This window comes from Sulfuricystis multivorans (assembly GCF_003966565.1).
Classification (GTDB): Bacteria; Pseudomonadota; Gammaproteobacteria; order Burkholderiales; family Rhodocyclaceae; genus Sulfuricystis; species Sulfuricystis multivorans.
This window is the reverse complement of the sequence record NZ_AP018718.1, coordinates 243515-256029: the sequence shown is the minus strand read 5'-3', so window position 1 is coordinate 256029 and position 12515 is coordinate 243515. Positions and strand designations below refer to the sequence as shown.

Sequence of the window (12515 nt, the reverse complement as noted above, 5' to 3'; positions counted from 1 at the left end):
TGGACATTATGCCGGAACTGCCCCTCGCTTGCCTTCAGGCGCTGCCCGATTCCGCCTCGGTCGAAATCAGGGAAACGCACATCTCCTGGGTGCTGCTCGCCGGCGAGTTCGCCTACAAGGTCAAGAAGCCGGTGACGCTGCCCTTCCTCGATTACGGCACGGTCGACAAACGGCGCTTTTATTGCCACGAGGAGCTGCGCTTGAACCGGCGCTTCGCGCCCGGCCTTTATCTGGATGTCGTCGAGCTCGCCGGCGAGCCGGCGGTGAAGATGCGGCGATTCGATGAAACGCTCCGACTCGACGAGGTCTGCCGCCGCGGTGGATTGACCCAGGATCACCTCTCGCGCTTCGCGCGCGAACTGGCCGATTTCCAGAATGGCGCGGCATTGGCCGCAGCAGAGTTCGGCACGCCGGAACGCATCCGCAGTGACGCACTGGAAAACTTCGATGAGCTGGAGCACCTCCTGCCGGCCGAAGAGGCATCGCTGGCCCGGCTACGCCAGTGGACCGAAGCGGAATGGCAGCGTCGCCATGGCGATTTCACCCGTCGCCATGCGTCGGGCTTCATCCGCGAAGGCCACGGCGATCTTCATCTGGGCAACCTGGTGCTGGTAGACGGCCGTATCGTCGCCTTCGACGGCATCGAATTCAGCACTTCCCTTCGCGCGATCGACGTCGCCAGCGAGATCGCCTTCACGCTGCTGGACCTGCTCGACCACGAGCAGCCGGGGCTGGCCACCTGGCTGCTCAACGAATGGCTGGTCTGGAGCGGCGACTTCGACGCGCTCGCGGTGCTGCGCTTCTACCTCGTCTATCGGGCGATGGTGCGCGCCAAGGTGGCCGCGCTGCGAGGCGATCCGGCCGAGGCGGACGGCTATCTGACCCTCGCCTTGCGACTCATCGCGCCTTTCGCACCTTTGCTTTCGATCACCTGCGGGCCGTCGGGCTGCGGCAAGACGTATCTGACATCGTGCCGTCTTGCCAGCGCCGAGTTTCTCACCACGGTGCGTATCCGTTCCGATGTCGAGCGCAAGCGCCTGTTTGGTCTGGCGCCGGATGCGGCAAGCGGCGGCACGATCTACACGCGTCGAGCGAATGCGCGCACCTATGCGCGGCTTGCCGAGCTTACGGAATCACTGCTTTCCGCCGGTTGGTCGGTGATCGTCGATGCCGCCTTCCTGCGCCGCGCCGAGCGCGACCGTTTTCGCAGCCTGGCCAAGCGCTTGGCGGTGCCATTCGAATTGATCGCGCCCCAAGCCTCCCCCGACGAGCTCGCCCGGCGCATCGCCGCACGCCGCAATGATGCCTCCGAGGCGACCGTCGAGGTCATGCAGCAGCAGCTGCGTTGGTTCGAGCCCCCTGGTGACGATGAACGGCTGTAAGGAATTCCTTACAGTCTGTTGACGGAAAATTTTCAGAGCCGCAAATTTCGAACTTTGGTAATAAGTTAGGAGATCAGGCCCGAATCCTGCTAGGAGTTTGGGTTTGAGACGCCTTTCAAGTCATCCGCATTCAAATGCGCCCGTTGATCCGCTACGTCCTGTCTTGCCTGTTCGGTCTGCTGACCGTGTCACTGGGACTCGCCAGCACGGGCCCGGCTGCTGCCAGTCTCGGCGCGGCCGGAACGAACGCGACCGTGATGCTCGAACGGTTGGCAGCGGTGCTCGAAGCGCAGCTCGTCTGGAGTCAGGCGCTCGCCTTGATCGCCCTGCTGGTCCTGCTGGTGGTGGTCGGACTCGTGGCGTTTCTCGTCTTCCGCCCACCGCAGATCTCTCGGGCAGTGGGTACAGTCGAACCCCAGATGCCACCCGTCCCGGTCGCCGAGGCCCCAGAGCGCTGGGAAACCCTGCTCGAAGGCACCGGCCAAGGTCTATGGACTCTGGATCCGGCCAGCGGCGAGGTGCGCTTCTCACCTGACTGGTGGCGTAATCTCGGCTATGGGGCCGAGGCGCTGCCGACCACCCTGGCCAGCTGGCGCGCGCTGATCCATCCGGAAGATCAGCCACAGGTGCGGCGGGCTTTCGAAACCGTGCTCGGCAAAAGCGGCGACTTCCTCCAGGTCGATTACCGCCTGCGCACCAAAGCAGGTGAACATCGCTGGGTGCATACCGTGGCGCATCTGATGCGCGATGCCCAAGGTCGGCCGCAACGCATGATCGGTATCAATGCCGACATCACGACCCAGCGCCAAATGGAGCAGCGACTCGCGCGGCTGATCCAGACATCCAAGGAAGGTGAAGCACATTTCCAGCAGTTCTTCCAGAGCGCCCTGGCGGCGATGCTGTTGATCGATCCCCGTGATGGCCGCATCGTCGATGCCAACCCTGCCGCTTGCAGCTTCTACGGCTATCCCCATGACGAACTGATTACCCTGGCGATCAGCGACATCAACCAGAGCACACTGGAAGAAACCACCACCGAGCTGGCCCGCTCACTGGCCAATGGACACGAACAGACGGTCCAGCGCCACCGGCTGAAAGATGGGTCGCTGCGCAGCGTCGAGGTTTCTGCCAGCCCCATGCATCGTGACGATCGCCTGCTCATCTACGCGATCATTCACGATGTCACGGAACGAGTCGAAGCCGAACGCCGCCTGCGCGAAGCGGCCGCGGTATTCGAAGCCACCAACGAGGCGATCATGATCACCGATGCCGACGGCGTGATCCGACGCGTCAATCAGGCCTTCACCCGGATGACCGGCTACAGCGCCGCCGAGGCCATCGGCCAGACCCCGCGCCTGATCAAGTCCGACCGCCACGACGAGCAGTTCTTCGCCACCATGTGGGAACGGCTGCGCGGCCAGGGGCGCTGGGAAGGCGAGGTGTGGAACCGGCGCAAGAACGGCGAGGTCTTCCCGGTCTGGCAGATCATCTCGGCGGTGCCCGACGCCGGAGGCGGCACGGCCGGCTACGTCGCGCTGGCGATCGACATCACGCAGAAAAAACACGACGAAGACGAGATCGCCTTCCGCGCCAACTATGACCCGCTCACCGGCCTGCCGAATCGCAACCTGCTCGCCGAACGCCTCGGCCAGGCCCTGAAGCAGGCCCGCCGCGAAGGCTCGCGCGTCGCGGTGATGTTCATCGACCTCGATTTCTTCAAGCAGGTCAATGACACGCTCGGCCATGCGATCGGCGACCGCTTGTTGCAGCTGGTGGCAGAACGGATGCGCCTGTGCGTGCGCGAAACCGACACCATTTCCCGTCTCGGCGGCGACGAATTCGTCGTCGTGCTCACCGACATCTCGGAATCCGCGCCGGCCGGCAACGTCGCCGAAAAGATCATCGCGCAGATGAACGAGCCGTTCGACATCGAGGGCAACGAGATCCACATCGGCGCCTCGATCGGCATCACGCTGTTCCCGGACGACGGGCGCGACATCGACGCCCTGTTCCGCAATGCCGACCTGGCGATGTATCGCGCCAAGGCGCTGGGGCGCAACAACGCGCAATTCTTCGAACCGGCACTGACCACCGCGGCCATCGACCGGCGCAGCCTCGAAAACGACCTACGCGGTGCGCTCTCGCGGCGGGAGCTACGCCTCCAGTTTTTGCCACTCGTCGACCTGACGAGTAACCACATCGTCGGCGCCGAGGCATTGCTGCGCTGGCAGCATCCGCAGCGCGGTTTGCTCGAACCAGCCAAATTCGTGCCGCTGGCCGAGGAAACCGGCTTGATCCGCGAGATCGGCGCCTGGGCATTCGAAGAAGCCTGCCAACAACTCTCCACCTGGAAAGCCGCCGGCCACCACCTGATGTTGGCGATCAACGTCTCGCTGCGCCAATTGCCCGAGGCGCTCTCGGTCAAGCGCATCCTCGCCGCGCTCGCCAAATATGGCATCTCGCCGCAGCAGATCGTCCTCGAAATCACCGAACGCACGCTGCTCGCCGACATGCCGGCGATCCAACAATGGTTCGCCGAGGCGGGCGAAGTCGGCTTACATCTGGCGATCGATGACTTCGGCACCGGCTATTCTTCGCTCGCTTATCTGAAACGCTTCCCGGTGCGCCACGTCAAGATCGACAAGAGCTTCGTCAAGGGCATGGAAAGCGATCCCGGTCAGCGCGCGCTGGTCGAGGCGATCCTGGCAATGGCGCACAGTCTCGGCCTGTCGGTGGTCGCCGAAGGTGTCGAGGCGCTCGGTCAGGCCAGTCTGCTGCGGGAACGCGAATGCGAACTGGCCCAGGGCTTCCTCTACAGCCAGCCGCTCCCGGCCGAAGAGTTCGTCGCTCTGCTGAAAAAACCGCAGCTCTGAAACGTGAAGGGGTGCCGTCCCGCCAACGCCGACTTTCGACTCTCCAGGAGAGCCGAGCCCAGCGGGGCGTCTCTGCATCCCGCCAGTGCAGTCTCTTCAGACTAGCTCGACACAACCAGCACGTTCGAAATCCGCGCCCCGCTCGAGTAGTGCGTCGAGCCGGAAGCGGCGCGTGACGTGCGCCCTCCAGACTTCGAAGATGCGGCCAGCTTTGTAACTGCCGGGCGGCAAGATCAGTGAGAGGGGCTGCTGCACTGCGCTTACGGCCGGCAGCAGGAATCCCGGCCGATAAGGATCCGGTGTCGCCATCACTCCGGTGCGCCGGACGGCAACCGGCTCAGCCCGGCCGGGCATGAGCTGAATGCCAGTGACGAGTTCATTGCCGCGTCGCTGCGTCCAGCGCACCACCCCGAGCAGGAAATGACCACTGCCAACGGGCTGCACCGCGACCAGCTGATCGAGGGCGAGCCGCCCACCGTCGAGCTCGATCGGCCGCGTAAGACAAAGCCCACCGTCGGAACGATCCGACAGCCCCCAGTCCTCGGCGACCGTCCAGCTTTCGGTCTGGAAACCCAATTCCCGGCTGGTCTCCTCCGCGAACTCGACCGTCTCACCTTCCAACATCGCTATGGTTTCGCGCTGCCGTCGCAGCGTCTCCTCTGGAAGGCTGCCCGGTGGCCTGAATGGCTTGCGGCCCGAGAGGTAATAATGGATCGCGTCGACCCCGGCCACGAACCGGCAATGACCGCTCAGCGGATGGCGCATGTAGCGTCGCTGCACACCTCCCTTGACCCAACGCGGATAAACGCGCTGCAGCACTTCGAGCGTGGCAGGCATCGTGCAATCCTCGCCCAGCCCGAGACTGGCCGGGGTTACCTCCGGATCGTTTTTCGCCAGCAGCGCGATACGTTTTTGCATGCTCAGGCGTAGCGCGCTGGTCTCCAGCCAGCGCGCCCCGGGGCCGCTATGCGGCAAATAGCCGGGCGGCATCTCGCCGGCGAGATCGACGCACAGCGGCAATGCCGCATCTAGCGGCGGAACGTCCGCCGACACTTTCAACTTTGCCGACCACTGGTGAGCCCAACGCATCACCCAGCGTTGCTGGCGCGGGGGCAGCTCGTGCAACCCGGCGGTTGCCAGCAACGCCAGCTCGGCATAGACCATCGCCGGAGAAACGGGGCGCGCGCCTGCCTCGCTGCGGAAGGGATCGGTAACGGGCACGTGCGCCACGCCCAGCGTCTCGGCACTCGAATAAAGAAAATGGGCGAAGCGCCACAGCGGAGCATCTGCCTGCCAGCCGCCGCGCGTCAGGTCGGCGAAATCGGCGATCAGGATCGCCAGGGCGCGCTCACAGACGAGCGCAGCCCTGGACAGAAAAGCCGTATCGCCGTGCAGCACGGCCTCCAGACAGCGCAGATAACCGATCAGCGCCGTCTGCCAAAGGGCATCGGACGTTTCGAGCGCCGTCTGCTCGATCGGTGCCAAGGGGAGTGATTTGCCCACGAAAAGGCTTGCGCTCTCCTCCTGCACGAAATGCAACGGCGTTTGCAGAGTTTCGAGCAGTTCCAAGCGCAGCGGCGCTGTCAGCGTATAGCCGTTCAAAAGCCGCAGCTCGTCGAGCAGCATCTTTTGCACCAGCGATGGATTCGCCATCGGCAGGCGGCCGATCCACTCGCGGCAGGCTGGCAGCGTGCTGAAATGCGGTGTGGTCGCCGTGCTGGTCGGCGGCAGATCGAGGACTGAAGGCATCGCGGGGGTCATGCCGAATACTCCAGCGCCCGAAGCAGGGCACCGTGCAATGCCTCGGTGGAAGGTTGCGCCCGCCGGGGAATCGGGCGGCGAGCCGCTGCCCAGATCGGCGCCGGGAAATGGCTATCGTCGCGCCAACGCGGGATGACGTGCCAGTGCAGATGCGGCACGACGTTGCCGAGGCTGGCGAGATTGATCTTGTCAGGCCGCAGCACCTCGCGTAGGGCCATTTCGACGCCACACACCACGGCGAGTAGATGGCCTCGCTCAGCCGCTGTCAGATCGCTCATCTCGACGACATGCGCCTGCCAGACGACGCGGCAGAAGCCGGGAAATGCCTCGCCCTCCGCACCGCCGACACGGATGACGCGGCAGAACTCATCCCGCCAGAGAATCTCGCCGCCGGGTAATTGGCACAGCTCGCAGCTAACGCGCATGACGGACATGGTCACCCGCGGAGGATGAAAACCCCTTGCGCAAACACCCGCCCACCCTTAAGCCCCCCTCGCGGACGGGGAGACTTCGAGCGCGGCTTGCGCCGCGAAAGTTTGGCTGCCGATCGCATCACGATGGCCGTCGCAGGCAAGGCTGAGTGTATTTCACGCTAACCATTTTTTGAGAATAGCATAACCTTTTGCCGCGGCGGGCTGACTACAATGGCAGCCTTCATGACTGTCGCTAGCCTTCTCCGCTTGCTGCTCCTCTCTGCGATCTGGGGCGGCTCCTTCATCTTCATGCGCATCGCCGTGCCTGCGCTCGGGCCCGCGGCGTTGATGGAATTTCGTGTTCTGTTGGCCGCAGCATTCCTCGCGGGTGTCGCACATTTGTCGAGAACCACGCTGGCGGCTGGTGAACACTGGCGGCATTACCTGATTCTCGGCCTCGTCAATTCCGCACTGCCCTTTTTGCTATTCGGCTATGCGGCCTTGCGACTACCGGCTGCGTTGATGGCGATTCTCAACGCCACTGCACCGATCTGGAGCACCCTCATCGGCGTGATCTTGCTGCGCCATCGCCTGACGCCGAAAGGCACACTCGGCCTTGGTTTCGGCATGACCGGCGTCGCCCTGCTGGTCGGACTCGACCCGGCGATGCTGGTACCGGGTGCGGGCCTGGCGATGATGGCCGCGCTCGCCGCAGCGCTGTGTTACGGCATCGCCTCGTTGTATGCCAAACAGGCCCGGGGCATCGAACCGCTGGCCAATGCCCACGGCAGCATGTGGGCCGCCGCGCTGTGGCTGCTGCCTCCGACGTTCTTCTTCCCGCCACCGGTCCTGCCCGGCAGCGACGTCCTGCTCGCCGTCTTGGTACTCGGCGTGGTGTGCAGCGGAATCGCCTACCTGCTTTATTTCCGGCTGATCGCCGAAATCGGTGCCGCATCGGCACTGACCGTGACCTTTCTCATCCCGCTGTTCGGAGTGCTTTGGGGCTGGCTGTTCCTTGCCGAAACAATCGGCTGGCACACATGGGCCGGAGCGGGGTTGGTCATTGCTGGCACAGCATTGGTCACCGGCTTTTCGCCACGTTTCCTGTTTTTCCGCCCACCTGCTCGGCAAGCCCCATAAGTTCCCGTGCTCCCGCTTCGGGTATGATTTTCGAACCATGCGATTTCTTCCGTTTTCTCCCTTCGTTCTCGCACGAGTCGGGCAATGAGTCCTGGCGGCTGGTTACTCGTGATTCTCGTCGTGCTTATCTTGGCGGGAAGCATCGTTTTGTATCTGCATCGCGCACACCTTGCCCGCGAAAAAGCGCGACTCGAAGCGCAGGCCGCCCCGCCGCCCAAGAAATATTGGGGAAAACAGCTGATCGTCCCCACCCGCAGCCAAGTATGTCTAGCTGCCAAAGAGCTTGCCGACAGACGCTTCAAGCTCGACGAGGCGCCCCACCTGCCGCTCGCGGAATGTACCTGCAAGTTCGATTGCCGTTGCAACTTCCGGATGCTCGAAGAAAGACGCAGCGGCAAGGAGCGCCGTGAAGGCTTCGACCGACGCCCGGTGGTGCGCTACGATCCGGACAATCCCCCACGCCGCAGCGGGCACGACCGACGCAAGGGCAAGGATACGCCGTTCAACGATTACGTGATCTGAATCAGTGGATGGGGGGCTCACTCGTCCCGAATCACCACTTCACCGCGCAGGGAATGCGGCAGGGCGGCGGTGATCCTCACATCGACGAACCGGCCGATCTGGCGCGGGTTGCCCTTGAAGTTCACGATGCGATTGTTCGCGGTGCGGCCGGCGAGTTCCCGTTCATCCTTCTTCGCGTGGCCTTCGACGAGCACCCGCTCTACCTTGCCGACCATCGCCTGGGAAATCGCGAACGCCTGCTCCTCGATGCGCTTTTGCAGGCGTTGCAGGCGTTCCAGCTTCACGTCCCGTGGCGTGTCATCCGGCATTTCGGCCGCTGGCGTGCCGGGACGCGGGCTAAACAGGAAGGAAAAGCTCGTATCGAAGCCGATCTCGTCGACAAGCCGCATCGTTTTCTCGAAATCCTCCGCCGTTTCGCCCGGGAAGCCGACGATGAAGTCCGAGGAGAGGGAAATGTCCGGCCGCATGGCGCGCAGACGGCGCACGATCGACTTGTATTCGAGTACCGTGTAGCCACGCTTCATTGCGGCCAAGACGCGGTCTGAACCGGATTGCACCGGCAGGTGCAGATGCGAGACCAGCTTCGGGGTCGTGGCATAGACATCGATCAGCCGCTGAGTCATTTCGCGCGGATGCGAGGTGGTATAACGGATGCGCTCGAGCTGCGGAATCGCCGCCAGCGTCTCGATCAGGAAAGCGAGATCGACCACATCGCCTTCGGCGGTTTCGCCGCGGTAGGCATTCACGTTCTGGCCGAGCAGCGTCACCTCTTTGACGCCTTGCGCCACCAGGGCGCGCACTTCGTCGACCACGTCCTCGAAGGGGCGCGAGACTTCTTCACCGCGCGTATAGGGCACGATGCAGAAGGTGCAGAACTTCGAGCAGCCCTCCATGATCGAGACGAAGGCGCTCCCCTCCGCTTCACCTTCGACGCGCGCCGCGGGAAGCCGGTCGAATTTCTCGATCTCGGGGAACGAGACATCGACTTGCGGCGTGCCCGTGGCGCGGCGTGCGGCGATCAGTTCGGGCAGGCGGTGCAGGGTCTGCGGCCCGAAGACCAGATCGACATAGGGCGCGCGTGCGACAATCGCGCTGCCTTCCTGGCTGGCGACACAGCCGCCGACGCCGATCAAGAGCTGCGGTTTTTTCTCCTTGAGCTTCTTCACCCGCCCTAGCTCGTGGAACACCTTCTCCTGGGGCTTTTCCCTCACCGAGCAGGTGTTGAACAGGATGATGTCCGCCTCCTCCGGGTCGCTGGTCTTCACTGCGCCCTCGCTGCCGGCGAGCAGATCGGCCATCTTGTCCGAGTCGTACTCGTTCATCTGGCAGCCGAAGGTACGGATGAAGACTTTCCTGGGCATGGGCATGGGCTTCGCTGAAAGGGAGCGGATTTTATCAGTGCGCGCCATCGACGTTCCGCTGCAGCCAGAACTCGAGCAGCGCCAGATGCCAGAGCTTGCTCCCCTGGATGCGCGTCAGGTGCTTTTCCGGTTCGGCGAGCAATTTTTCGACGTAGGCGCGTTTGTAGAGGCCGCGCCGGCGACAGGCGGCGGAATCGAGGATCGCGCGCATGAAGTCGAGGAATTCGCCGCGCACGTATTTCAGCGCCGGCATCGGGAAGTAACCCTTCGGCCGGTCGATGACCAGATCCGGCAACAGCCCGCGCGCGATGGTCTTCAGCACGTGCTTGCCGCCGGATGCGAGCTTCAGTTCCGGCGGCATCTGTGCAGCGAGTTCGACGAGGTGGTGGTCGAGGAAGGGCACGCGCGCTTCCAGTCCCCAGGCCATCGTCATGTTATCGACGCGCTTGACCGGATCGTCGGTGACCAAGAACGTCGCTTCGAGACGCAGCAGCTGGTCGATGAATTCGTCGGCATGGGCTTCGGCGAGTTTCGCCGCCAATAGCTCCGAGGTCACGTCGCCGACCTGGTAGCGCGCGCGGATCATCTGCGCGAATTCGGCATGGTCGCGATCGAGGTAATGGCGCTGCAACCGCTCGATGAATGGTCCGTGCTCGACCGCCATCTTCGCATGCCATGAGTAGCCCGCGAACACCTCATCCGCCCCCTGGCCGCTTTGCACCACTTTGACCGTCTGGCTCACCACCTCGGCGAGCAAGTAGAAGGAGACGGCATCCTGGCTCACCATCGGTTCGGCCATGCTCTCTATGGCCTCGGGCAGGCGGCGCAGCACCTCGCGGTTGGGGATCGCATATTTGTGGTGGCGCGTGCCGAAATGTTCGGCCACCGCGTCGGAGTATTCGAATTCGTTGCCGCGCTCCTCGCCGTACTCGCCGACGTAATCCTCGAAGCCGACCGAGAAAGTCAGCAGATCCGGCACGCCCTGCTCGGCCAGCAGCGCGACGAGCAGCGAGGAATCGAGCCCGCCGGAGAGCAGCACGCCGACCTTGACGTCGGCAATGTCGAGATGGGTCTTCACGGCGCGCCGCAAGGCGTCGTGGATCGCCGCGGTCCATTCCGCCTCGCTCTTCGCCACCGCGGGCCGCTGGGCACGCAAATGCCAGTAGCGCCGTTCGAAAGTGCGTCCAGCCGTGTCGATCGTCAGCGTCGTGCCCTGCTCGAGCTTGCGGATGCCCTTGAGGATCGTAAACGGCGGCGGCACGGCCGCATGCAGCATGAACTGGTGGTGCAATGCGATGGGGTCGATGCCGGTATCGACGCCGCCGGCGGCGAGCAGCGCCTGACTGTTCGAGGCGAAACGCAGGCACTTCGCCGTGCGTGTGAAGTAGAGCGGCTTGATGCCGATCCGGTCGCGGGCGAGGAAGAGCCGACGACGCTTTATGTCCCAGATCGCGAAAGCGAACATGCCGGTCAAGCGCTCGACACAGGATTCGCCCCATTCGGCATAGGCGCGCAGGATGACTTCGGTATCGCCAGCGGAAAAGAATTCATGACCGCGCTGGATCAATTCGTGGCGCAGCTCGGGATAGTTGTAGATCGTGCCGTTGAAGACCAACGAAAGCCCTGCCGCGGCATCGACCATCGGCTGGCGCGAACGCTCGGTAAGATCGATGATCGCCAGGCGCCGATGCGCGAAGGCAACCGGCCCGGACGTCCAAAAGCCTTCGCCATCGGGCCCGCGCCGCGCCAAGCGCGCGCTCATGCGCTCGAGTATCGCCCGGTCGGGCGCGGCGCCGTCGAATCTCAGCTCACCGGCGATGCCGCACACTGCTTTCTCCGAGCAGATGGAGCACCACCTCGCGCCGTTGCGGACGCGTGCGGTGCTCCCACAGATAGACGCCCTGCCAGGTGCCGAGCGCAAGCCGGCCGGCGACGAGTGGGATTGACAATGACGTCTGCGTCAGCGCGCTGCGGATGTGGCCCGACATGTCGTCCGGCCCCTCGCTGTCGTGCAACCAGCCAGGCTGGCCATCGGGGATGAGTTTCGCGAAGAACGTTTCCAGATCGTGACGCACCGCCGGATCGGCATTCTCCTGGATCAGCAGCGACGCCGAAGTGTGGCGGCAGAACACCGTCAGCAGACCATCATCGAGACCGCTGGCACGCACGAAGCCGTCGATCTGCCCGGTGATCTCGATCAAACCACGGCCGCTGGTACGAATTTCGAGCATCTTGGTCGTTTGTTTCAACCTAAAAACCTCAGTTGGACGCGCCAGGGGGTGCGTAGCGGGGGTCACTCTCTCGGTGAGCGGTAAAGGTGAGGCAAGTTATGATTCGTGAGGGCATTTTTCACCTTGAGGAGCGGTCAACTGGGGTTTTTAGGTTCATCCCTTCGTCTCCAGGGCCAAGCGCACGCCCAAGCCGATGAACAGCACGCCGGTGGCCTGGTCGAGCCGGCGGCTCTTCTGCATCAGAAAACCGCCGATCGTGCCGGCGAACCAGCCGATGAGGCCGAACACCACGACGGTCTGCGCGGCGAACAGACCGCCGAGCACGGCGGATTGTGCCGCTGCATGGGCGCTGCCGGCAGGCACGAACTGCGGCAGGAAGGCGAGGAAGAAAAGCGCGACCTTCGGGTTGATCGCATTGGCGATGAAGCCACGACGCAGGTAGGTCGAAAAGGAGGTGGCATCCGCGCTGCGCACACCCGCGGCGAACTTCGCACCGGGACTTTTCAACGCCTGCCAGCCAAGCCAAACGAGATAGGCCGCGCCGGCGAGCTTGAACAGCGTGAAAGCGGTGTTCGATGCGGCGAGCACGGCGGAGATGCCGAGACTGGCCCACAGCGTGTGCGTAAAGCAACCCAGCGCGCAGCCGAGACCGAAACCGATGCCCGCGCGGCGCCCGCGCGAAATCCCCAGGCTCAGCACGGCGAGATTGTCCGGTCCCGGCGCCAAGGTGACGAGCACGGCGGCGAACAGGAAACCGAAAAGCTGGGCAGTGGTCAGGTCGAAGATCATGACCGGGATTATCAGGCAAAATGCCCGTTCCGCTGCCACGAGG

At 63.8% G+C, this 12515-nt stretch carries 10 protein-coding genes; 4 read left to right on the top strand and 6 right to left on the bottom strand.

The window, feature by feature from the left end; genetic code table 11:
* The first annotated feature begins 8 nt into the window (after positions 1 to 8).
* Positions 9 to 1382, top strand: coding sequence for a bifunctional aminoglycoside phosphotransferase/ATP-binding protein (locus EL335_RS01230; protein ID WP_284155398.1), 1374 nt, complete (start codon positions 9 to 11; stop codon positions 1380 to 1382).
* Positions 1383 to 1516: 134 nt separating this feature from the next.
* Positions 1517 to 4255, top strand: a complete 2739-nt coding sequence (locus tag EL335_RS01225) for a sensor domain-containing protein (protein WP_126443865.1) — start codon at positions 1517 to 1519, stop codon at positions 4253 to 4255.
* 96 nt (positions 4256 to 4351) lie between these two features.
* On the opposite strand, the gene EL335_RS01220 is transcribed toward EL335_RS01225, so the two are convergent.
* A complete protein-coding gene (locus EL335_RS01220; RefSeq protein ID WP_126443864.1) occupies positions 4352 to 6016 on the bottom strand; it encodes a hypothetical protein in 1665 nt (554 codons plus the stop codon).
* On the bottom strand, positions 6013 to 6450 hold the full coding sequence (locus tag EL335_RS01215; protein ID WP_284155397.1) for an HIT family protein: 438 nt from the start codon (positions 6448 to 6450) through the stop codon (positions 6013 to 6015). The genes EL335_RS01220 and EL335_RS01215 overlap by 4 nt, the downstream gene beginning before the upstream one ends.
* Positions 6451 to 6672: 222 nt before the next feature.
* On the opposite strand from EL335_RS01215, the gene EL335_RS01210 reads away from it, so the two are divergent.
* On the top strand, positions 6673 to 7569 hold the full coding sequence (locus EL335_RS01210; RefSeq protein WP_126443863.1) for a DMT family transporter: 897 nt from the start codon (positions 6673 to 6675) through the stop codon (positions 7567 to 7569).
* A gap of 84 nt (positions 7570 to 7653) precedes the next feature.
* The gene (locus tag EL335_RS01205; protein WP_126443862.1) at positions 7654 to 8091 is read left to right on the top strand and encodes a hypothetical protein; all 438 of its coding nucleotides are present in this window, start codon (positions 7654 to 7656) and stop codon (positions 8089 to 8091) included.
* A gap of 17 nt (positions 8092 to 8108) precedes the next feature.
* Here EL335_RS01205 and miaB read toward each other — a convergent pair whose 3' ends face one another.
* From miaB to EL335_RS01185, 4 genes are all read right to left on the bottom strand, one after another.
* Positions 8109 to 9452 (bottom strand): tRNA (N6-isopentenyl adenosine(37)-C2)-methylthiotransferase MiaB, encoded by a 1344-nt coding sequence (miaB, locus tag EL335_RS01200; protein WP_126443861.1) that lies wholly within the window; start codon positions 9450 to 9452, stop codon positions 8109 to 8111.
* 34 nt (positions 9453 to 9486) lie between these two features.
* Positions 9487 to 11280, bottom strand: coding sequence for an N-acetylglutaminylglutamine amidotransferase (locus tag EL335_RS01195; protein ID WP_126443860.1), 1794 nt, complete (start codon positions 11278 to 11280; stop codon positions 9487 to 9489).
* Entirely contained in the window at positions 11261 to 11701 is a 441-nt protein-coding gene (locus EL335_RS01190; protein WP_126443859.1) for a secondary thiamine-phosphate synthase enzyme YjbQ, read from the bottom strand. The genes EL335_RS01195 and EL335_RS01190 overlap by 20 nt, the downstream gene beginning before the upstream one ends.
* Before the next feature lie 135 nt (positions 11702 to 11836).
* Positions 11837 to 12472, bottom strand: coding sequence for a LysE family translocator (locus EL335_RS01185; RefSeq protein ID WP_126443858.1), 636 nt, complete (start codon positions 12470 to 12472; stop codon positions 11837 to 11839).
* Positions 12473 to 12515 lie beyond the last annotated feature (43 nt).